At 68.5% G+C, this 19,626-nt stretch carries 20 protein-coding genes and 1 pseudogene; 9 read left to right on the top strand and 12 right to left on the bottom strand.

The window, feature by feature from the left end:
- Positions 1-75: 75 nt before the first annotated feature.
- The gene (locus I7S92_RS06860; RefSeq protein WP_197642749.1) at positions 76-1,938 is read right to left on the bottom strand and encodes an ABCB family ABC transporter ATP-binding protein/permease; all 1,863 of its coding nucleotides are present in this window, start codon (positions 1,936-1,938) and stop codon (positions 76-78) included.
- A gap of 85 nt (positions 1,939-2,023) precedes the next feature.
- Between I7S92_RS06860 and I7S92_RS06855 the strand changes: the two genes are divergently transcribed.
- Positions 2,024-2,380, top strand: coding sequence for an ArsR/SmtB family transcription factor (locus I7S92_RS06855; protein WP_197642748.1), 357 nt, complete (start codon positions 2,024-2,026; stop codon positions 2,378-2,380).
- Here the strand turns inward: I7S92_RS06855 and I7S92_RS23155 are convergent.
- Complete coding sequence (locus tag I7S92_RS23155) at positions 2,341-3,678, bottom strand: LysM peptidoglycan-binding domain-containing protein (RefSeq protein WP_242070098.1); 1,338 nt, start codon at positions 3,676-3,678, stop codon at positions 2,341-2,343. The two genes, I7S92_RS06855 and I7S92_RS23155, sit on opposite strands and share 40 nt — an antisense overlap.
- 76 nt (positions 3,679-3,754) lie before the next feature.
- Between I7S92_RS23155 and I7S92_RS06845 the strand changes: the two genes are divergently transcribed.
- On the top strand, positions 3,755-4,312 hold the full coding sequence (locus I7S92_RS06845; RefSeq protein WP_197642855.1) for an LOG family protein: 558 nt from the start codon (positions 3,755-3,757) through the stop codon (positions 4,310-4,312).
- 53 nt (positions 4,313-4,365) lie between these two features.
- On the opposite strand, the gene I7S92_RS06840 is transcribed toward I7S92_RS06845, so the two are convergent.
- From I7S92_RS06840 to I7S92_RS06810, 7 genes are all read right to left on the bottom strand, one after another.
- Entirely contained in the window at positions 4,366-4,968 is a 603-nt protein-coding gene (locus I7S92_RS06840) for a superoxide dismutase (protein WP_197642747.1), read from the bottom strand.
- Positions 4,969-5,028: 60 nt separating this feature from the next.
- A complete protein-coding gene (locus I7S92_RS06835; RefSeq protein WP_197642746.1) occupies positions 5,029-5,466 on the bottom strand; it encodes a hypothetical protein in 438 nt (145 codons plus the stop codon).
- 65 nt (positions 5,467-5,531) lie between these two features.
- A complete protein-coding gene (locus tag I7S92_RS06830) occupies positions 5,532-6,080 on the bottom strand; it encodes a sarcosine oxidase subunit gamma (protein WP_197642745.1) in 549 nt (182 codons plus the stop codon).
- Entirely contained in the window at positions 6,073-9,063 is a 2,991-nt protein-coding gene (locus I7S92_RS06825) for a sarcosine oxidase subunit alpha family protein (RefSeq protein ID WP_197642744.1), read from the bottom strand. Before I7S92_RS06825 ends, I7S92_RS06830 begins: the two co-directional genes overlap by 8 nt.
- Complete coding sequence (locus tag I7S92_RS06820; RefSeq protein WP_197642743.1) at positions 9,060-9,395, bottom strand: sarcosine oxidase subunit delta; 336 nt, start codon at positions 9,393-9,395, stop codon at positions 9,060-9,062. Before I7S92_RS06820 ends, I7S92_RS06825 begins: the two co-directional genes overlap by 4 nt.
- Positions 9,396-9,659: 264 nt before the next feature.
- Positions 9,660-10,004 carry a hypothetical protein gene (locus tag I7S92_RS06815; RefSeq protein ID WP_197642742.1) on the bottom strand — a complete coding sequence of 115 codons (345 nt, stop codon included), beginning with the start codon at positions 10,002-10,004 and terminating at the stop codon, positions 9,660-9,662.
- Between the two features lie 103 nt (positions 10,005-10,107).
- Positions 10,108-11,355, bottom strand: coding sequence for a sarcosine oxidase subunit beta family protein (locus I7S92_RS06810; RefSeq protein WP_197642741.1), 1,248 nt, complete (start codon positions 11,353-11,355; stop codon positions 10,108-10,110).
- Positions 11,356-11,575: 220 nt separating this feature from the next.
- Between I7S92_RS06810 and ccmI the strand changes: the two genes are divergently transcribed.
- The 3 genes from ccmI to I7S92_RS06795 are packed head-to-tail and all read left to right on the top strand — an operon-like array spanning position 11,576 to position 13,492.
- Entirely contained in the window at positions 11,576-12,787 is a 1,212-nt protein-coding gene (gene ccmI / locus I7S92_RS06805) for a c-type cytochrome biogenesis protein CcmI (protein ID WP_197642740.1), read from the top strand.
- Positions 12,784-13,257, top strand: coding sequence for a Holliday junction resolvase RuvX (ruvX, locus tag I7S92_RS06800; protein WP_197642739.1), 474 nt, complete (start codon positions 12,784-12,786; stop codon positions 13,255-13,257). Before ccmI ends, ruvX begins: the two co-directional genes overlap by 4 nt.
- 4 nt (positions 13,258-13,261) lie before the next feature.
- The gene (locus I7S92_RS06795; RefSeq protein ID WP_197642738.1) at positions 13,262-13,492 is read left to right on the top strand and encodes a DUF1289 domain-containing protein; all 231 of its coding nucleotides are present in this window, start codon (positions 13,262-13,264) and stop codon (positions 13,490-13,492) included.
- A gap of 51 nt (positions 13,493-13,543) precedes the next feature.
- Here I7S92_RS06795 and I7S92_RS06790 read toward each other — a convergent pair whose 3' ends face one another.
- Positions 13,544-14,284, bottom strand: coding sequence for a hypothetical protein (locus tag I7S92_RS06790; RefSeq protein ID WP_197642737.1), 741 nt, complete (start codon positions 14,282-14,284; stop codon positions 13,544-13,546).
- Complete coding sequence (locus I7S92_RS06785; protein WP_197642736.1) at positions 14,278-15,096, bottom strand: sulfite exporter TauE/SafE family protein; 819 nt, start codon at positions 15,094-15,096, stop codon at positions 14,278-14,280. Before I7S92_RS06785 ends, I7S92_RS06790 begins: the two co-directional genes overlap by 7 nt.
- A gap of 157 nt (positions 15,097-15,253) precedes the next feature.
- Here I7S92_RS06785 and I7S92_RS06780 point away from each other — a divergent pair, with 157 nt between their 5' ends.
- Positions 15,254-16,444: a multidrug effflux MFS transporter gene (locus I7S92_RS06780; RefSeq protein ID WP_197642735.1), complete on the top strand. Its 1,191-nt coding sequence runs from the start codon at positions 15,254-15,256 to the stop codon at positions 16,442-16,444.
- On the opposite strand, the gene dusA is transcribed toward I7S92_RS06780, so the two are convergent.
- Positions 16,426-17,409 carry a tRNA dihydrouridine(20/20a) synthase DusA gene (gene dusA, locus I7S92_RS06775; protein ID WP_197642734.1) on the bottom strand — a complete coding sequence of 328 codons (984 nt, stop codon included), beginning with the start codon at positions 17,407-17,409 and terminating at the stop codon, positions 16,426-16,428. The two genes, I7S92_RS06780 and dusA, sit on opposite strands and share 19 nt — an antisense overlap.
- Positions 17,410-17,855: 446 nt before the next feature.
- Between dusA and I7S92_RS23335 the strand changes: the two are divergent.
- From I7S92_RS23335 to I7S92_RS06765, 3 genes and pseudogenes are all read left to right on the top strand, one after another.
- Positions 17,856-18,116, top strand: a pseudogene (locus tag I7S92_RS23335) (acetate--CoA ligase family protein); the annotation flags it as partial.
- A 12-nt stretch (positions 18,117-18,128) separates the two neighbouring features.
- Positions 18,129-18,545, top strand: a complete 417-nt coding sequence (locus I7S92_RS23330; RefSeq protein WP_277922950.1) for an enoyl-CoA hydratase/isomerase family protein — start codon at positions 18,129-18,131, stop codon at positions 18,543-18,545.
- Positions 18,542-19,597: a quaternary amine ABC transporter ATP-binding protein gene (locus I7S92_RS06765; protein ID WP_354001311.1), complete on the top strand. Its 1,056-nt coding sequence runs from the start codon at positions 18,542-18,544 to the stop codon at positions 19,595-19,597. Before I7S92_RS23330 ends, I7S92_RS06765 begins: the two co-directional genes overlap by 4 nt.
- Positions 19,598-19,626: the final 29 nt, after the last annotated feature.

Below are 19,626 nucleotides of genomic sequence, written 5' to 3'. Positions count from 1 at the left end.
CCCTCTCCGCGATGGGCAGAGAATGGGCAAGCCCGACCGGCTGGTCAAAGGAAAAACCCTGTCACCTCGCGGCGGTCAGGCGGCCTCGCCCTCGGCGGGCTCGGTGGCGGCTTCGGTCGCCTCCTCGGCCGACTGACGCTCCCACATCCGGGCATAGCGGCCCCGCCGCGCCAGAAGCTGCTCGTGCCGGCCCTGTTCGACGACCCGCCCGTCGTCCAGCACCAGGATCTGGTCGGCATCGGCGATGGTCGAGAGCCGGTGCGCGATGGTGATCACGCTGCGGCCCTGCCCCATGTCGCGCAGGGATTCCTGGATCGAACGCTCGGTCTGGGTGTCCAGCGCGCTGGTCGCCTCGTCCAGGATCAGGATCGGCGGGTTCTTCAGCAGCGTCCGGGCGATCCCCACCCGCTGCTTCTCGCCGCCGGAAAGCTTCAGCCCGCGCTCGCCCACCACGGTGTCATAGCCCTGCGGCAGGCGCATGACGAAATCGTGGATCCGCGCCGCCCTGGCCGCCGCCTCGATCTCGGCCTCGGTGGCGCCGGCGCGGCCATAGGCGATGTTGTAGCGGATGGTGTCGTTGAACAGCACCGTATCCTGCGGCACCACCCCGATCGCCTGGTGCAGCGAGGTCTGCGTCACCTCGCGGATGTCCTGGCCGTCGATGCGGATCGCGCCGCCCTGGATGTCGTAGAAGCGGAACAGAAGCCGCCCGATGGTGGACTTGCCCGAGCCCGAGGTGCCGACCAGCGCCAGACGCTCGCCGGGGGCGATGCGGAAGCTGATGCCCTTCAGGATCTCGCGCTCGGCCTCATAGTGGAAGCGGACGTCGGTGAAGGTGATCTCGCCGCCCGTGACCTCCAGCGCCCTGGCATCCGGGGCATCGGTGACCTCGGCCGGCTGGGCCAGGAGGCCGAACATCTCGCCCATGTCGACCAGCGCCTGCCGGATCTCGCGGTAGACGGTGCCGAGGAAGTTCAGCGGCATGGTGATCTGGATCATGTAGGCGTTGACCATGACGAAATCGCCGACGGTCAGGGTGCCCGCCCGCACGCCAAGCGCGCTCATCGCCATGACGATGACCAGGCCCGAGGTGATCAGGAAGGACTGGCCCGCGTTCAGGAACGAAAGCGACAGGCCGGTGCGGACGGCGGCCGATTCGTATTGCCGCATCGCGCCGTCATAGCGCTCGGCCTCGCGCAGTTCGGCGTTGAAATACTTGACGGTCTCGAAGTTCAGCAGGCTGTCGATCGCCTTCTGGTTGGCGTCGGTGTCCTGGTCGTTCATCTCGCGCCGCAGCTTCACCCGCCATTCGGTGACCTTGAAGGTGAACCAGACGTAAAGCGCGATGGTGGCGATCACCACGGCGGCATATTGCCAGCCGAAGAACCAGGCGAAGATGGCCGCGACCATGGTCAGTTCCAGGATCAGCGGCCCGATCGAGAACAGCATGAAGCGCAGCAGGAAATCGACGCCCTTCACCCCCCGCTCGATGATCCGGCTCAACCCGCCGGTCTTGCGCGTGATGTGATAGCGCAAGCTGAGGCGGTGGATATGGGTGAAGGTCTCGATCGCCAGCCGCCGGATCGCACGCTGGCCGACGCGGACAAAGACCGCGTCGCGCAATTCGGCAAAGGCGACCGCGCCCAGTCGGGCCAAGCCATAGGCCACCACCAGCCCGACCGCGCCCAGGCCCAGCATCATCCCCTTGTCCGAGGTCGTGCCGGACAGGTTGTCCACCGCCAGCTTGTAGAACCAGGGCGTCGAGACCGAAACCAGCTTGGCCATCAGAAGCAGCACCAGCGCGGCCACCACGCGGCGCTTCACCCAGGGGTGGTCCTTGGGCCAGAGATAGGGGGCGACCCGGCGCAGGGTGTGCCAGCCCGAGGCGGGAGTTGCCGGCATGTCGGCGGAAGTTGCGGTCGAGGTGGTGCGGCGCATGGTCCTGATTCTCTGGCGTCCCGGCCATTGCGGCGCAGGCCGGGTTCGGCTATGGTCATTTAAACCGTTCTTGAATAGTTGAACGATGGATAGAAGTAAAGCCCTCGCCGCCCTCGCCGCCCTGGCGAACGATTCCCGTCTCAGCCTGATCCGCCTGCTGGTGCAGCGGGGCGACCAGGGCATGGCCGCGGGCGAGATCGCGCAGGCGCTCGGCCTTTCCGCGCCGCGCCTGTCCTTCCATCTTTCCGCGCTGGAGCAGGCCGGGCTGATCCGCTCGCGCCGGGCGGCGCGCAACGTGATCTACAGCGTAAATGCGACGGGGCTGGGGCGCACGATCTCGTATCTTCTGAACGATTGCTGCTGCGACCACCCCGAGGTGCTGGCGGCCTGCAGCCATGGCCGTCAGGGCGAGACGGCGGCGTCGGGGACCGAGAAGACCTGACCGGGATAGATCAGGTCGGGATCGCGGATCTTGTCCCGATTGGCCTCGAACACCTGCACGTACAGCACACCATCGCCATAGCGTTCCTGCGCGATGCCCCAGAGGGTGAAGCCGGGCTGGACGGTGACCGTCACCGGAACCGCCTCGGCAGTCATCGTCGCGGCCGCGGGTTCGGCAGGCTCGGGCAACGGCACAGCTTCGGCGGAGGGGATTTCGGCGGGTGGGGGCTCGGCGACCAGAGTTTCGGCGGGCTGGGGCTCGGCGGGCGGGCTTTCGGCGGGCGGGGTTTCGGCGGTCACCCCGGCCGGGGCCTCGACCGGAGGTGCGGGCGGGGCCGCGACGGCGGCCAGGGCCTCCAGCGTCTCGCGCTTGAACGGGGTCTCGAAGCGCGAGGCGACCTTGCCCGTGGCGTCCAGCTGATCGACCCGCAGGGTATAGATGCCCGGCGCGGCGCCCGGCAGGTCGGCCAGCCAGAGCCCGGTGCCGGGCGTGGCCAGCTCGGCCTGCAAGGCATTGTCCAGATAGATCCGAAGCTGCGCGCCGGGCGCCGCACGGCCGCCGACCCGCACCTCGCCCGAGGGGGTATAGGTGATCGTGTCGATCATCACCTCGCCGCCCGCCGCCGGTGCGCCGGAGGGGTCCTGCAGGACCACCGCCCCGTCCTGCGACAGGAGGAGCGCGGGCGGCCCCGCCTCGGCCGCGGGCTCGGGCGCAGGCGTCCCTGGCACTGTCTCGGGCACCGTCCCTGCCGCCGTCTCGACCGGGGTCTCGACCGCAGTCCCTGGCAGGCTTGCCGCTTCCGGCTCGGCCCGGGCGGCGTCGGGCGCGGCCGGCGGCGCGGCCGGGCCCGCGATCGGCCCCAGCGCCACCATTTGCGGCGAGGCGACGGCCGCGCTGCCCTCGGGCGTCATCGACAGCCACATCAGGCTGGGGGCGGGATTGGGCGGCAGGGTGAAGACCAGCGCGAACTCGCCCGAGGCGCCGGCCGTCCCCTCGGCCATGGCGACACCGTCCACGATCACCTCGACCTTCGCGCCCGCCAACGCCAGCCCCGAGACCACCGCCCCACCATCCGGCGCCACCCGCCAGACGTCGATCTTCGGCAGGGCCGGCGCCGGAGCGGGCTCGGCCACCGGCGGCGGGGTCGGCGCGGCGGCGATCTCGACCGCGGCAGGCGCGGGCGCGGGATCGGGGCGCAGCGCCTGCCAGCCCAGGTAACCGGCCCCCGCCAGAAGCAGCCCACCACCCCCCAGGATCAGCGCCCGTGTCCCCGGAGCCGTCCCCGCCCATGCCGACATGCCATTCCCCCCGGCGCTTTCCTTGGGGTATGGAATCTCTATATCTCGCACAGTGCAACCGTTTTCAGGCCCCATGATGACCAAGCCATCGATCTGCCTCTTCTGCGGCTCGCGCCCCGGCGCCAGGGCCGGCTATGCCGAGGCCGCGCGCGAGACCGGCGCGATGATCGCCCGCAACGGCTGGCGGCTGGTCTTCGGGGCGGGGGACGTCGGCCTCATGGGCCAGGTCGCGACGGCCGCGCTGGCGCAGGGGGCGACGGCGCTGGGGGTGATCCCGGTGCATCTTCTGGGGCGCGAGCGGAACGGCCGCGACATGGCCGGCACCGTGGTGACCGAGGACATGCACGAGCGCAAGAAGGTGATGTTCATGAACTCGGACGCGGTGGTGGTGCTGCCGGGCGGGGCCGGAACGCTGGACGAATTCTTCGAGGTGCTGACCTGGGCGCAGATCGGCCTGCATGCCAAGCCGATCCTGCTTCTGGACGTGGCGGGCTACTGGCAGCCGCTGCTGGCGCTGGTCGACCATATCATCGCCGAGGGTTTCGCCGCCCCCTCGCTTCGCGGCCTGTTCCGCCCGGTGCCTGACGTTTCTGCGCTGGAGATCGCGCTGCGGGGCGCCCTGCCAGGTTCGTGAACGGAAAAGGCCCGCCGATCGCGCGGCGGGCCCCCGTCCTGATCCGGCGCGCCTTACATCCGGGCGGCGACGGCGTCCCAGTTGACCAGCTTTTCCAGGAAGTTGGTCAGATAGGCCGGGCGCTTGTTGCGGAAGTCGATGTAGTAGCTGTGCTCCCACACATCGCAGCCCAGAAGGGCGGTCTGGCCGAAGCAGAGCGGGTTCACCCCGTTCTCGGTCTTGGTGACCTTGAGGCTGCCGTCCTTGTCCTTGACCAGCCAGGCCCAGCCCGAGCCGAACTGCCCCGCACCGGCGGTGGCGAAGTCGTCCTTGAACTTCTGGACCGAGCCGAAAGCCTCGGTCAGCGCCTTTTCCAGCGTGCCGGGGATCTTCTTGCCCTCGCCCGGTCCCATCACCTCCCAGAAGAGGTTGTGGTTCCAGTGCTGGCTGGCGTTGTTGAAGATGCCGTTCTGCGCCACCGCGCCGGCCTGGTAGGTGCCGCGGACGATGTCCTCCAGCGATTTCGATTCCCACTCGGTCCCGGCGATCAGCTTGTTGCCGTTGTCGACATAGGCCTTGTGGTGCAGGTCGTGGTGATATTCCAGCGTCTCCTTCGACATACCGAGCGGCGCAAGCGCGTCATGGGCATAGGGAAGGTCGGGAAGGGTGAAGGCCATGGGTCTCTCCTGTTCTTGCAGATGTCGTTGCAAGGAATAAGTGGCCTTGCGTCCGGAAGGTCAAGGCCGCCCGGCAGCTTTTGACCGATCCTCCGGCAGCGCCCGGCAGGTTCCGCGGCCCTCGAAGCTGTTGGAATAGCCGCCCGGCTTGGCCCGGATGGTCAGGAGGCCGCTCTTGCGGAACCAGGCCGCGCGGTACTGCATCTTGGTCATCTGGCCCGAGTTCGTCATCTGGATGTTCCAGGTGAGCACCAGCTTTGCGTCGGTATCGTCCGAGACCCTGGCGGTGATCGGCTGCTCGTCGTTGTAATACATGATCACCTCGTCCGAGACGATGGCCTCGGCGCTGCCTTCCTCATGCTGGACGTAGTATAGCCCGGTGATGTAACCGCCCCCCGCGCCGGTGACGGGAAGCTTGCATTCCAGGGTCGATGCAGCAGCGGGAACGGAGGAAACCGACAGCGCGAAAACAGCGGCAAGAAAGCGGAGGAGAACCATGCAACACCTTTGAAGGACAGGACTTTCACCCTGCCCTTCCCGGTTTTTCCCGTCAAGCGACGCTCTCAGTCCAGCTCGGAGCCCGGCTGCGCGGAATGGGTCAGAAGGCCCATCACATAGCCCGCGACCGAGCGGAAGCAGACCAGCGTATAGCCGCCGTCCTGCGCCCAGAAGGCCGCCGCGACCTGGGCCGCGCGGCTGCGGCGCAGCTCGCCCGGCTCGAGCGTGGCGAAATCCACCGGCGAGAGCTTCTGCAGCACCTGGGTCGCCTTCGCGCCCTCGATGCGGAAGATGGCCCGCGCGTCCGAGACGTCGACGGCGAGGTGATGCTCGCCCGCCAGTTCCCTGGCGATGGCGGCAAGAGCGGCCGCGACCTCGGCATAGGGCAGGACGAGGAGATATTCGTCCGGGCTCATCCAGCCGCAGGCGCGTTCGCCGTTGACCTCGATCCGCCGTTGCGCCGGGACCTTGGTCCCGACGGCGGCCTTGATCGCCTTGTCCAGCGATTTCAGTCCCTTGGCACGCAAGGTTATCATGCCCAGCGGGCCGATCTCGCGGATGGTCGCGAAGCCCTGGAAGCTGGTGCCCCCCAGCGCGGAAACCGGCTCAGACATTCTGCTTCTCCCCGTCCTTGTCGAAGAACACCGTATCGCGCACCCGCGCCTTCACCGTTCCGCCCGTGACCGTGTTGAATTCCACCACCTCGCCCATGCGGTTCGGCCCCTGCTTCAGCAGGCCCATGGCGATGCCGCGTTTCAGGGTCGGCGAATAGTAGGTCGAGGTCACCCGGCCCTGCACGTTGCGCTGGCCGTTGGCGTTGACGCCGTCGGCGATGATGTAGGACCCATCGGGGACCACCGAGCCGTCCAGCGTCTCGAATCCGACCAGTTTCCAGCGGTCCGGGCTGGCGAGATAGGTCCGCTCCTGCCCGCGCTTGCCGAGGAAATCGGCCTTCTTCTTCGAGATCGCCCAGTCGAGGCAGAGGTCCTGCGGGATCACGGTCCCGTCGGTCTCGTCCCCGATCATGATGAAGCCCTTCTCGGCCCGCATGACGTGCAGGCACTCCGTCCCGTAAGGCATTGCACCCAAAGACTTTCCGGCTTCCTGGCACGCAGCCCAGAAGGCCGCGCCGTGGCTGGCGGGGACGGCGATCTCGTAGCTGAGTTCGCCCGAGAAACTGATCCGGTAGACCCGGACCGGGAAGCCGCCAAGGGTGCCGTCCGCCCATTGCATGAAGGGCAGCGCCTCCTTGGAAACATCCATGCCGCCAAGGACTTGCAGAAGCTTCCTCGCGTTCGGACCGACGACGGCCACCTGGGCGTACTGTTCGGTGACGTTCGCGGTGTAGACCTGCCAATCCCACCATTCGCACTGCAGCCAGTCTTCCATCCAGCCGTGGATGCGGTCGGCACCACCGGATGTCGTGTGGCAAAGCCAGGTGTCCTCGTCGATCCGGGCGACGACGCCGTCGTCGGAGAGGAAGCCCTGTTCGTTGCACATCAGGCCATAGCGGCACTTGCCCACGGGTAGCGTACTCATCACGCCGGTATACAACATGTCGAGGAACTTCCCGGCATCCGGGCCCTTGACGATGATCTTGCCGAGCGTCGAGGCGTCGAGGAGGCCGAGGTTCTGGCGGGTGTTCACCACCTCGCGGTGGACGGCCTGGTCGTGGGTCTCGCCGGCGCGGGGGAAGCAGTAGGGGCGGCGCCAGAGGCCGACAGGTTCGAAGTAAGCGTTTGATTTCTCATGCGCTTCATGCATCGGGGTGCGGCGGAGCGGCTGGAAGATCTCGCCCCGCGACTCGCCTGCCAGCGCGCCGATGGTGACCGGCGTGTAGGGCGGGCGGAATGTGGTGGTGCCGACCTGCGGGATCTCTTCACCCAGCGCATTCGCAAGCGTGGCGAGACCGTTGATGTTGCTGAGCTTTCCCTGATCCGTCGCCATGCCGAGCGTGGTGTACCGCTTGGTATGCTCGACGCTGCGATAGCCTTCGCGCGCGGCCAGCTGGACGTCCGAGACCTTCACGTCGTTCTGGTAGTCCAGCCACATCTTGTTGCGCATCGCGATCGGCGCGCCCTGCGGCATGACCCAGACCGGCGGGATCGCGACGCTGCCATCCGGCGTCTGGCTTGCGTCTGGCAGGCGTATGGCAGCCTTGCCCGACCCGGCGCCGAACTCGGCCAGGATATTGGCCAGCGACAGGCAGCCCGCGGCGGCCCCGACGACCGCCACCAGGGCGCTGCCGTCATGGTTCAGCGGCGGACGGGTCGGGTCGGGGGTGAAGGCGGAGATGCCCTCGTCCCAGGTCAGCTTGCCGCCGCAATGGCTCCAGAGGTGGACGACGGGCGACCAGCCGCCGGACATGGCGACGGCCTCGCAGGCGATCTCTTCCTGGACGGAACCCTCGCCCGCCTGGGCGCAGACGGTGACGCCGGTCACGCGCTTGCCGCCCTTGACCTTGGCGATGGCCTTGCCGGTCAGCACGCGGATGCCCGCGGCACGCGCGGCCTCGGGCAGCGCGCCGGTGGCCCGGTCGCGGGCGTCGAGGATCGCCGGGACCTCGAGCCCCGCCGCCTTGAGCGCGAGCGCGGTCCGGTAGGCAGAATCGTTGTTGGTGACGACCACGGTGCGGTCGCCCGGCGAGACGGCATAGTTCACGACATAGTCGCGCATCGCGCTGGCCAGCATCACGCCGGGGATGTCGTTGCCGTAGAAGCTGAGCGGACGCTCGATCGCGCCGGTGGCGCTGATGATCCGGCCCGTCCGGATCCGCCAGAGCCGGTGCTTCGGCCGCCCGTCGCCGGGGGTATGGTCGGCGACGCGTTCGTCGGCAAGGACATAGCCGTGGTCATAGACGCCGATGGCGCAGGTGCGGACGCGGACCGTGACGTTGTCGCGCGCCTTCAGGTCGGCCTCGATGGCGGAAAGCCAGGCCTCGACCGGGGTGCCGTCCACCTCGGTCTCGTCGACCGGGGCCCGGCCGCCGAGCGTCGGGGCCTGTTCCAGCAGGATCACGCGGGCGCCGGCATCGGCGGCGGATTTCGCGGCGAGAAGGCCCGCGACCCCGGCCCCGATCACGAGGACGTCGCAGAATTCGTAGGCGTATTCGTAGCGGTCGGCGTCCACGTCCTTCGGCGCCTTGCCGAGACCGGCCGACTGGCGGATGATCGGCTCGAACACATGCTTCCACAGCGGACGCGGATGCATGAAGGTCTTGTAGTAGAAGCCCGCGGGCAGGAAGCGCGCGACGTAGTTGTTCACCACGCCCACGTCGAATTCGAGGCTGGGCCAGTGGTTCTGGCTGGTGGATTCCAGCCCGTCGAAAAGCTCGGTCGTGGTGGTGCGCTGGTTCGGTTCCAGCCGCGAACCCTTGCCAAGGTTGACGAGCGCGTTTGGCTCCTCCGGCCCGGAGGCGACGATGCCGCGCGGGCGGTGATACTTGAAGCTGCGGCCGACCATCAGCTGGTCGTTGGCCAGAAGGCCCGCCGCCAGGGTATCGCCCTGGAAGCCCTTGAAACGCTTGCCGTTGAAGGAGAATTCGACGGGCGCGGTGCGGTTGATCAACCGGCCGCCCTTGGCGAGGCGCGTGCTCATTTGGTGCCCTTCCAGTCAGGCTGCCAGTCGGGACGGCGGGCCTGGATTTTCGCGATGATGTCGGCGGGGGGTTCGGAGGTCTGGGCGGGATAGGTGCCGAAGACCTCGAGCGTGGCGGTGCAGCGGGCGGCGAGGAACCACTTGCCGCAGCCATAGGCATGGCGCCAGCGTTCGAAATGCACGCCCTTGGGGTTCTTGCGGGCGAACATGTAATCCTCGAACTCCTCGGGCGAGGAGCCGGGGCCGAAACGCTTCAGATGCGCCTCGTAGCCGGGGGCGAGTTCGGTTTCTTCGGCCTTCACGCCGCAGTAGGGGCATTCAAGGATCAGCATGAGGGTGTTCCCAGGTGGTTCGCGGGTTGTTCGACCCCGGTCGCGAGGCGGCGGTCGAAGAAGGTCGGGGATGGAGAGAGCGGGCGGCATGGCGCGCCCCGGCCGGTTTCCGGCGGGCGCTGTGGGCGGTCTCTCGCGGTCAGGATGGGGGTCGGGGCTTCAAGCCGCGCGGGGCGAGGCATCCTGAGGGGGCCGAGGGGGCGGAGCATGGCTCACTCTCCCTGCGGCTGGAGGGCGGGCGCGCAGGGGCGCCCGCCGCAGGGGTCAGGGAGCCGCGGGCTCGGCCGTGCCGCCGTCAGCGGGAGCCGCATCGCCGGCCGGGGCCGTGGCATCGGGCGCGGGAGCTTCGGGAGCGGCGGCTTCGGGAGCGGCAGGCTCGACGGTGACATTGGTCGAGTTGTCGACCGGAGCAGCCGGCGGCTCGATCGTGACATTGGTGTCGCTGCCCGCAGGGGCAGTGTCGACGACCGAGTCGGGACCGCCGAAGACGAGCCAGAGGATGAAGCCGACCGCGACGACGAGACCGCCGACGATGAGCGCCATGCTGGCACCCGAGCCTTCGGTCGTGCGGGTCTCGCGGACATAGGTCTTGTAGTTTTCGTCAGCCATTGGAGGGTCTCCATGCAATGTTGAATTGGCATGGAAACCCGGTCCCCGGCCTGGGGGTTCCGGCGCGCGGACACATCGGCGGGAATGTGCCGCAGCCGCGTCATCAGTGTGCCACCCCGGCGGCGACGGATTCGTCGATGAACTGGCCTTCCTTGAAGCGCCACATGTTGAACTCGGCCGCCAGCGGGCCGGGTTCGCCCTTGGCCATCAGCTCGGCCATGGCCCAGCCCGAGCCGGGGATCGCCTTGAAGCCGCCGGTGCCCCAGCCGCAGTTGATGAAGCAGTTGCCGAGCGGGGTCTTGGAGATGAGGGGCGAGCGGTCGCCGGTCATGTCGACGATGCCGCCCCATTGCCGCAGCATCTTGAGGCGGCTGATCATCGGGAAGGTCTCGACCAGGGCGCGGAGGGTTTCCTCGATGTGGTGGAAGCTGCCGCGCTGGGTGTAGTTGTTGAACCCGTCGGTGCCGCCGCCGATCACCATCTCGCCCTTGTCGGATTGCGACATGTAGCCGTGCACGGTGTTGGCCATGACGACCACGTCCATGCAGGGCTTGATCGGTTCGGAGACGAGGGCCTGCAGCGCCACCGCCTCGATCGGCAGGCGGAAGCCCGCCATCTCGGCCAGCTGGCCGGAATGGCCGGCGACGACCATGCCGAGCTTCTTCGTGCCGATGAAGCCCTTGGTGGTGTCGACGCCGGTGACGCGGCCGTTTTCCGACCGCACGCCCTTCACTTCGCAGTTCTGGATGATGTCCATCCCCATCGCCGAGCAGGCGCGGGCATAGCCCCAGGCCACGGCGTCGTGCCGGGCGGTGCCGCCGCGCGCCTGGTAGAGCGCGCCGAGGACCGGATAGCGCGGCCCGTCGATGTTCATGATCGGCACGATTTCCTTGACGCGCTGCGGCGAGATCCATTCGGTCTGCACGCCCTGCAGCGTGTTGGCATGGACCGTGCGCAGGTAGCCCCGCACCTCGTGGTGGGTCTGCGCCAGCATCAGAAGGCCGCGCGGGCTGAACATGACGTTGTAGTTCAGGTCCTGGCTCAGCGTCTCGTAGAGGCTGCGGGCCTTTTCGTAGATCGCGGCGGAGGGGTCCTGCAGGTAGTTCGAGCGGATGATCGTGGTGTTGCGGCCGGTGTTGCCGCCGCCGAGCCAGCCCTTCTCGATCACCGCGACATTGGTGATGCCGTGGTTCTTGCCGAGATAATAGGCGGTGGCGAGGCCGTGGCCCCCGGCGCCCACGATGATCGCGTCATAGGACGCTTTCGGTTCGGGCGAAGCCCAGGCGCGTTCCCACCCCATGTGGTACCGCAAAGCCTCGCGGGCGATGGCAAAGACCGAATAGCGCTTCATCGGAGCCTCGTCAGGGAAAGTCGGACCTCGGTCCGTCAGGAGCGTTCTATGAAGGAAGCCGGGTCATGGCCGGGGACTACAGCGGCACGATCGGGAAATTTGCGACATTTGCCGGGCAGAGGCGACAGGGGCCGCGGCGGATGCGGCCGTTTGCCCCTTTCGGGACCCCGCCCGAAGGACTAGATGGGGGCGGAAACAAGGGCCAGGACAGGCGGCGGCGATGGCGGATTGGGGCTTCTGGGCGGCGGCGGCGCTGATCGCGGCGGTGGTTGCGGCACTTCTGGTCCGCGCCCTTGGCCGGGGCCGGGGCGAGGCGGCGGCGGCCGAGGCCGACATGGCGGTCTACAAGGACCAGATGGCCGAGGTCGAGCGCGACCTTGCGCGCGGGACGATCAGCGCCGAGGAGGCGAAGCGGCTGCGGGCCGAGGTCGGGCGCAGGCTGCTGGACCTGGACCGCCAGCGCGCGCCGGGGGCCGCGGCAAGCGCCGCCCCGGCGACGCCGGTCGCGGCGCTGGTCGCGCTGGTGGTGCTGGGCGGCGGTCTCGGGGCCTACCGCTATCTGGGCAGCCCCGGCTATCCCGACCTGCCGATCGAGCGCCGGATCGCGATGGCGGACGACCGCATGGCCGGACGGCCCGCGCAGGCCGAGGCGGTGGCGGCCGCGCCGAAGCTTGCGCCGCCGGAGGTTCCCGCCGAGACGATGCAGCTGATCGAGAAGCTGCGCGAGACGGTCGCCAGGCGCCCCGACGATCCGGTCGGGCTGGAGCTGCTGGCCCGCAACGAGACCGCGCTTGGCAATTTCGCCGATGCCGAGGCGGCCCAGCGCCACCTGATCGCGGTCAAGGGCGGGACCGTCGCGGCGGCGGACCATTCGGCGCTGGCCGAGATCCTGATCGCAGCGGCGGGCGGCTATGTCTCGCCCGAGGCCGAGGCCGAGCTGACCGCGGCGCTGAGCCTGGATCCGAAGGACGGGCTGGCGCGCTATTACGCGGGGCTGATGTTCGTGCAGGGCGGGCGCTATGACCGGGGCTTCGCGCTCTGGAGCGGCCTGCTGGAGGAAAGCGGGCCGGATGCGCCCTGGACCGAGCCCCTGCGCGCGCAGATCGAGGAGGTCGCCTGGCGGGCCGGGGTGAACTATCGCCTGCCCGAGGTGACGGGCCCCACGGCCGGGGACATGGCGGCCGCGGCCGAGATGTCGGAAGAGGAACGGCAGGCGATGATCGAGGGGATGGTGACGCAGCTTTCGGATCGCCTCGCCTCGGAGGGCGGCGGGGTCGAGGACTGGGCGCGGCTGATCCGCTCGCAGGCGATGCTGGAGCGGCTGGAGGAGGCGCAGAAGGCCTATGACGCGGCCGTGGCAGAGTTCCAGGGCCAGCCGGCCGAGCTGTCCTTCCTGCGCCAGGCGGCGGTCGAGGCCGGGCTGAACCCATGATCTGCGCCGGCGTCGAGGAATTCGTGGCCGCCCTGCCCCCGAACCGGGCGATCGCCGGGCTGGACCTTGGCGACAAGACCATCGGGGTGGCGCTGTCGGACCTGCGCCGCCAGGTGGCGACGCCGCTGGAGGTGATCCGGCGCGAGAAGTTCACCATCGACGCGGGGCGTCTGCTGGCGCTTCTGGAGGCGCGGGGCGCCGCGGGGATCGTGCTGGGGCTGCCGTTGAACATGGACGGCAGCATGGGCCCGAGAGTGCAGGCGACCCAGGCCTTTGCGCGCAACCTGGAGAAGCTGACCGCGCTGCCGATCTGCTATTGGGACGAGCGGCTGTCGACCGTCGCGGCGGAGCGGGCGCTGCTGGAGGCGGATACGTCACGAAAGCGTCGGAAAGAGGTAATCGACCAGGTGGCCGCCGGATATATCCTGCAAGGGGCGCTGGACCGGATTGGGCATCTTGAGCGGGAATGACGAAGTGAAGGACGACGTCTGGAAACGCGACGAGATCGCCAGCCCCTGCGTGAGGCTGTGCGTGATCCATCCCGAGGAGCGGATCTGCGTCGGCTGCCATCGCTCGATCGACGAGATCTCGGGCTGGTCGCGGATGACGCATGAGGAACGCGCGGCGGTGATCGAGGAGCTTCCCGGCCGCGCGCCCCGGCTGGGCAAGCGCCGCGGCGGGCGGATGGCACGGCTGGACCGCTGAAGTCTTGGGGGTTTCACCCCCAAACCCCCAGAGTATTTGACCAAGAGGAAGTCAGGGGCGTTTCAGCCAGGCCTCGACCGAGGGCAGCTCGGGGCGCAGGTAGGCGATCATCCGGCCCTCCGGCGGCGCGGCGTCGCCCGGTTTCCAGGCGGCGACGCCGTGCAGGGTGAGGCGGTGGAGGAGCGTGGCCTCTCCCGGACCCGCGGCGAGTTCCAGGCGGCGGCAGCGGACGAAGGCTTCGCGGCGGGCCTGCTGGTAGGCTTGGGTGATGTCGATGTCGCCCCAGCGGTCCGGCGGGTGCGGGGCGAGGGCCTTCAGGAGGGCCGCGCGCAGGATCTCGTGGCTGCCTTCCCAGACGGTGAGCGGCGAGGCGGTGGCCCGGTTGAGCGGCAGGCCGAGGATCCAGGCATGCGGCTCCTTCACCATGCGGCGCTTGTCGGGGCCGATGGGCAGGAGGCCGTCGAGATGGGCGGCGTCGCGGTCGCGGCGGAAGGCGAAGGCGGCGGGGGTCTCGTCGGGCGAGGGCCGGGGATAGCCGGGGCGGATGACGGAGAGCTGCGCGCGGTGCAGGGGTTCGGGCCGGAGCGGCAGGGCGCCCCAGGGGAAGGCGGCGCCCTGGATCGCGCCGTCCTGGGTGTTCGGCAGGGCGTCGACGCCGACGAACCAGGTGCCGCCGCAGCGCCAGGCCTCATCGCTGGTGGCGAGACTCCGGAGGGCGGCGGCGCGGGCGCTGTCGGCCCAGGCGCGGATCGCTGGATCGGGGCCGATTCGCCTCCAGCCGGGGTCTACCATCCCAGGACCTTGCGCAGCATGTTCAGCGCGACCAGGGTCAGGAACAGGGCGAAGGCGCGTTTCAGGGGCCTGGGGTTCATCGCATGCGCCAGCCGCACGCCGAGCGGCGTGGTCATCAGCGTGGTGCCGATCACCACCAGGAAGGCCGGCAGGTTGATCGCCCCCAGGGTCCAGGGCGGGGCCTCGGCCACCGGCAGCAGCAGGAAGCCCAGCACCGCCGGGACCGCGATCACCACGCCGAAGCCCGAGGCGGTGGCGACGGCGCGGTGGATCGGCATGGCGTAGAGCGTCATGAGGGGCACGCCGAAGGTGCCGCCGCCGATCCCCATCATCGCCGAGAAGAAGCCCACCGCCCCGGCCAGGAGGCTGCGCACCGGCTGGCCGGGCATCTGGTCGCCGAGCCGCCAGCTGTCGCGCCCGAAGGCCATCCAGAGCCCGGCCAGACCGGCCAGCACCCCGAAGACCGCCTGCAGCGTGGTGGAGGAGACGCGCGAGGCGGTGAAGGTGCCGATGGCCGCGGCAATCGCCAGCGTCGGACCCCAGGTCCAGAGCACCGTCCAGTCCACCGCGCCCTTCTTGTTGTGCGACGAGACCGAGCGGAGCGAAGTGACGACGATGGTCGCCATCGAGGTCGCGACGCAGACCTGCATCAGCTGCCCCCCGCCATAGCCGAGCGCGCCGAAGGCGTAGAAGAAGGCCGGGACCAGCACGATCCCGCCGCCGACGCCGAGAAGGCCGCCGACAACCCCGGCGAAGGCGCCGATCAAGAGGAGCGCGGCCAGCATCGGCAGGAGAAGGGAAAGCTCGGGCATGGGGTGCGCACCTCGTCTGACCCTTGCGACATAGCCCGCCGATCGGGGCAAGGCCAGTGGCGAAAGGGCTGGCCAGGCCGGAGGCCGGATGATATGCCGCCCCTCCCGCGTTGCGCCGCAGCCGTTTCGCCCCCTGCCCCTGTCCGAAAGCCCCGTCATGTCCGACCATATCCTGCGCCCGGCGCTTGTCCTGGGCCTTTTGTCCTGCATCGGCCCCTTCGCCATCGACATGTACCTGCCCGCCATGCCCGAGATCGCCACGGCGCTGGGGACGGGAGTCGCGGCGATGCAGGGCACGATCGTGGCCTATTTCATCGCCTTCGGCCTGGCGCAGCTGGTCTATGGCCCCTGGGCCGACCGCTTCGGCAGGAAGCCGCCGCTCTATGCCGGGATCGCGGTCTTCATCCTGGGCTCGGTCTTCTGCACGCTGGCGCCAACGGTCGAATGGCTGATCGTCGGCCGGGCGATCCAGGGCCTGGGCGGGGCGGCGCTGATGGTGGTGCCGCGGGCGATCATCCGCGACCTTTACACCGGGCCGGCGGCGACGCGGCTGATGGCGGCGGTGATGATGGTGATCTCGGTCTCGCCGATGCTGGCGCCGCTGGCGGGCTCGGGCTTGATGGCGGTGGCGGGCTGGCGGGCGATCTTCGGGGCGCTGGTCGTCGCGGCGGGGATCAGCCTGGCGATCCTGACCCTGCTCCAGCCCGAGACGCTGCGGCAGGCGGACCGCCAGCCCTTCAACCTGGGCGCGATGCGGCGGGGGACGGCGGTGCTGCTCGCCGATCCGCTGTTCATGGGCCTGACCTTCCTGGGCGGCTTCGGCATGGCGAGCTTCTTCGTCTTCATCGCCAGCGCGAGCTTCGTCTATACCGGGGCCTTCGGCCTGTCGCCGACCGGATTCTCGCTGGCCTTTGCCGTCAATGCGATCGGCTTCTTCAGCGCCTCGCAGATGGCCGCGCCGCTGGGACTGCGGCATGGCGCGCCACGGGTGATGGCCTGGGCCTCGGCCGGGTTCGCGGCCTTCACCCTGGTGCTGTTCCTGCTGGCGCTGGCGGGGGCGGTGAACCTGTGGCTCTGCGTCGCCGGGCTGTTCCTGGCCAATGCCTGCCTGGGGCTGATCATCCCGACCGCGATGGTGATGGCGCTAGACGAGCATGGCGACATCGCGGGGCTCGCCTCCTCGCTGGGCGGCACGCTGCAGATGCTGGCGGGCGGCGCGATGATCGCGGCGGTGGGGCCGTTCTTCGACGGGACGGCGACCCCGATGCTGGGCGCGATCGCGCTGTGCGGCGTGCTGGTGCTGGCGCTGTCGCGGCTGGTCCGGGCGCGTCAGGCGGCGGCGACCTGAACCTCGGCCAGGGCGCGGTCGAGGGTGTCGAGCCCGGCGCCGGGCCGCGTGCCGTTCTCGGAGAGCACCCGGCGCCAGCCGCGCGCGCCGGGGCGGCCGGTGAAGAGGCCGAGCATGTGGCGGGTGATCTGGTGAAGCCGCCCGCCCCCGTCGAGATGCGCCGCGATATAGGGCCGCATCGCATCGACGACGGCGAAGGCATCGGGCGCATAGGCGTCGCCCCAGAGCGCATCGGCCCCGATCAGGCTATGCGCCGGATCGTGATAGGCGGCCCGCCCGATCATCACCCCGTCCAGCCCCTGCGCCAGCAGGTCCTGCGCCTGCTCCAGCGAGGTGATCCCGCCGTTGATGCAGATCGTCAGTTCGGGGAAGCGCCGCTTCATGCGGACCACGAGGTCGTGCTCCAGCGGCGGGATCTCGCGGTTTTCCCTGGGCGACAGGCCCTGGAGCCAGGCCTTGCGGGCGTGGACGATGATGTGGCGCACCCCTGCCCCGGCCAGGGTCTCGATGAAGGCGGGCAGGACGGTCTCGGGGTCCTGCTGGTCGACGCCGATGCGGCATTTCACGGTGACGGGCGCGTCGGTTTCCGCCTGCATGGCGCGGAGACAATCGGCGACGAGGGCGGGGCGCTCCATCAGCACGGCACCGAAACAGCCCGATTGCACCCGGTCCGAGGGGCAGCCGCAGTTCAGGTTGATCTCGTCATAGGCCCAGGCATCGGCGATGCGGGTGGCTTCGGCCAGTTCCGCCGGGTCCGAGCCGCCGAGCTGCAGGGCGACGGGATGTTCGATACCGGAATAGTCGAGGAGACGCGGCCTCGGCCCGTGGACGATGGCGGGGGCGGTGACCATCTCGGTGTAAAGCATCGCGCGCCGGGTCATCAGCCGGTGAAAGACGCGACAATGCCTGTCGGTCCAGTCCATCATCGGCGCCACGGACAGTCTATATGATTGATTTTCCTGCATTTTTATAGTATCTTCAATCCGTTGACCAAGCCTGCCCCTTTGCCGGACTACGCCCTGATATCCCCGAATTTCCCCTTCTGCGACGACTCACTGCATACATAGCGCACACGAAAACGGCCTCGATCACCCGCCTCCCCTCCGGTGCCTACCGGGTCCAGATCGGACGAAAGGGCCGCTGCGCAAGCGAGACATTCCTGCGCCGCGACGACGCCCGCGAATGGGCCCGTCAAGCCGAAACCCTGGTCGATCAGGGGTTGCCGCCCAACCGATCGTCCCTAGCCTGCCTGCACACCTTCGGTGACCTGGTCGACCTTCATATAGCCGATATGTGCGCCGTAGGGAAACCACCCCGCAGGAGCAAGGCGGCCACCCTCGCAACTCTGAAGGATGATCTCGGCAGGGAGAAGATCGGACACCTCGCCACAAGCTGATCGACCAAGAGCGATGTCGGCGGTGTGAAGCTGGGCCTCCAGGACGAGGAAAGCGTCGCCGCCGCTTACGAGGACATCGCGGCACGCCTTGGCCCGCGTGTCCTGATCAGCGGCATGGCTCGTGGCCAGGCCGAGATGGCCTTCGGCCTGGTGCGCGACCCGCAGTTCGGCAGCTTCGTCATGGTGGCCTTCGGCGGCATCTGGATCGAGGTGCTGAAAGACAGCCAGCTTGCAATGGTGCCGATTGACCGCGAGGTAACTGCGCGACGCATCGCAGAACTGACGACAATGCAGAATGACACCATCCTATACGCCCGCTCCGGCCCGGTGGCGCAGATCACGCTGAACCGGCCCGACAAGCTGAATTCGATCACCATCGAGATGGTCGAGGGCCTGCACCGTGCCATGGACCGGGCCGAGACCGACCCCGAGGTGCGGGTGATCCTGATCTCGGGCGCCGGCAAGCCCTTTTCGGCCGGTTTCGACCTCGGCTCCATGGAGGAGGAACCCGACCGCGAGGCGACGCGCGCGATGCTTCAGGCCGATTTCGACGTGATCCTGCGGTTCTGGAACAGCCCGAAGCCGACGATTTCCGCCGTTCAGGGCTATGTTCTGGGCGGCGGGTTCGAGCTGGCCATGGCCTGCGACGTGACGATTGCCGCCGAGGATGCGATCTTCGGCAATCCAGGTCGGATCGCAAGGTGAAACTGGAATGCCGCAATGTATGGAAAGTCTACGGGCGGCGTCCGGATTTCTACTTCGATTCCAAGGGCTATACGATCGAGCCCGATCAACTGGCAGAGCGGATGGCGGCCGAGGACCATATCCCGGCGCTGATCGACGCCACCTTCGACGTACACGAAGGTGAGATTTTCATGGTCATGGGCCTGTCCGGTTCGGGCAAGTCCACGTTGATCCGCTGCCTCTCCCGACTTATCGGCGCGAACCATGGACAGATCCGCCTCGACGGGCAGGATCTTCTCGCCGCAACGCCGAAAGAGCTCATCGAAATTCGGCGCCACAAGATGGGGATGGTGTTCCAGAGCTTCGGGTTGCTGCCGCATCTGACCGTCCTGGAGAACACCGCCTTCCCCCTGAAGCTGCAGGGAATCGACCGGACCGCGCGGGAGGAAAAGGCACGCGAGATGATCAACCTCGTCGGGTTGGAGGGGCGAGAGGAGTCCTATCCGCATCAGCTTTCCGGCGGGCAGCAACAGCGTGTCGGCATCGCCCGTAGCCTCGCCGTCGGACCGGAATTGTGGTTTCTGGACGAGCCATTCTCAGCGCTGGATCCGTTGATCCGCCGCCAGATGCAGGACGAATTCCTGCGGTTGCAACAGCAGCTCCACAAGACCATCATTTTCGTCACGCATGATATCATGGAGGCCTGCCGTTTGGCCGACCGCATCGCCCTGATGCGGAACGGCCGGATCATCCAGATCGGCACGCCGGCCGAAATCCTTCTGAACCCTGCCGACGCCTATGTTGCGGAATTCACTTCCGAGGTATCGCTCGGCCGGGTCATCCGCGCGGGCGACATGGCGCAACCTGGTATCGCCGACACTGGACATCCGGAAGTCGACGCGGACCAGCCTATCGAGGCGTTGTTGGCCGGGATCGGTGCAGGTGCTCAGTGCTTTACTGTCCGCCCCTCGGGCCGCTACAGCGGCGGCCGGCTCGAGGCGGCGCGAATTCTGCAGATCCTCGGACATTCCGGTCACCCTGCCCGCCCTGCCGCCAGTCAGGGGATCGTCTGATATGGCCCAGACGCATACCCTTCAGGACC

The sequence above is a fragment of the Tabrizicola soli genome, assembly GCF_015999335.1.
GTDB lineage: Bacteria > Pseudomonadota > Alphaproteobacteria > Rhodobacterales > Rhodobacteraceae > Tabrizicola > Tabrizicola soli.
The sequence above is the reverse complement of the archived record's forward strand: the minus strand, read 5'-3'. Positions and strand labels throughout refer to the sequence as shown.

Coding starts and splice junctions, on each gene's coding strand:
- I7S92_RS06830 (WP_197642745.1), bottom strand. CDS start 6,080: ATGTCTGAGCCGGTTTCCGCGCTGGGGGGCACCAGCTTCCAGGGCTTC.
- I7S92_RS06780 (WP_197642735.1), top strand. CDS start 15,254: ATGTCCGACCATATCCTGCGCCCGGCGCTTGTCCTGGGCCTTTTGTCC.
- I7S92_RS06855 (WP_197642748.1), top strand. CDS start 2,024: ATGGATAGAAGTAAAGCCCTCGCCGCCCTCGCCGCCCTGGCGAACGAT.
- I7S92_RS06860 (WP_197642749.1), bottom strand. CDS start 1,938: ATGCGCCGCACCACCTCGACCGCAACTTCCGCCGACATGCCGGCAACT.
- ccmI (WP_197642740.1), top strand. CDS start 11,576: ATGGCGGATTGGGGCTTCTGGGCGGCGGCGGCGCTGATCGCGGCGGTG.
- I7S92_RS06810 (WP_197642741.1), bottom strand. CDS start 11,355: ATGAAGCGCTATTCGGTCTTTGCCATCGCCCGCGAGGCTTTGCGGTAC.
- I7S92_RS23330 (WP_277922950.1), top strand. CDS start 18,129: ATGCAGAATGACACCATCCTATACGCCCGCTCCGGCCCGGTGGCGCAG.
- I7S92_RS06785 (WP_197642736.1), bottom strand. CDS start 15,096: ATGCCCGAGCTTTCCCTTCTCCTGCCGATGCTGGCCGCGCTCCTCTTG.
- I7S92_RS06835 (WP_197642746.1), bottom strand. CDS start 5,466: ATGGTTCTCCTCCGCTTTCTTGCCGCTGTTTTCGCGCTGTCGGTTTCC.
- I7S92_RS06790 (WP_197642737.1), bottom strand. CDS start 14,284: ATGGTAGACCCCGGCTGGAGGCGAATCGGCCCCGATCCAGCGATCCGC.
- I7S92_RS06815 (WP_197642742.1), bottom strand. CDS start 10,004: ATGGCTGACGAAAACTACAAGACCTATGTCCGCGAGACCCGCACGACC.
- I7S92_RS06820 (WP_197642743.1), bottom strand. CDS start 9,395: ATGCTGATCCTTGAATGCCCCTACTGCGGCGTGAAGGCCGAAGAAACC.
- dusA (WP_197642734.1), bottom strand. CDS start 17,409: ATGCAGGAAAATCAATCATATAGACTGTCCGTGGCGCCGATGATGGAC.
- I7S92_RS23155 (WP_242070098.1), bottom strand. CDS start 3,678: ATGTCGGCATGGGCGGGGACGGCTCCGGGGACACGGGCGCTGATCCTG.
- I7S92_RS06840 (WP_197642747.1), bottom strand. CDS start 4,968: ATGGCCTTCACCCTTCCCGACCTTCCCTATGCCCATGACGCGCTTGCG.
- ruvX (WP_197642739.1), top strand. CDS start 12,784: ATGATCTGCGCCGGCGTCGAGGAATTCGTGGCCGCCCTGCCCCCGAAC.
- I7S92_RS06825 (WP_197642744.1), bottom strand. CDS start 9,063: ATGAGCACGCGCCTCGCCAAGGGCGGCCGGTTGATCAACCGCACCGCG.
- I7S92_RS06845 (WP_197642855.1), top strand. CDS start 3,755: ATGACCAAGCCATCGATCTGCCTCTTCTGCGGCTCGCGCCCCGGCGCC.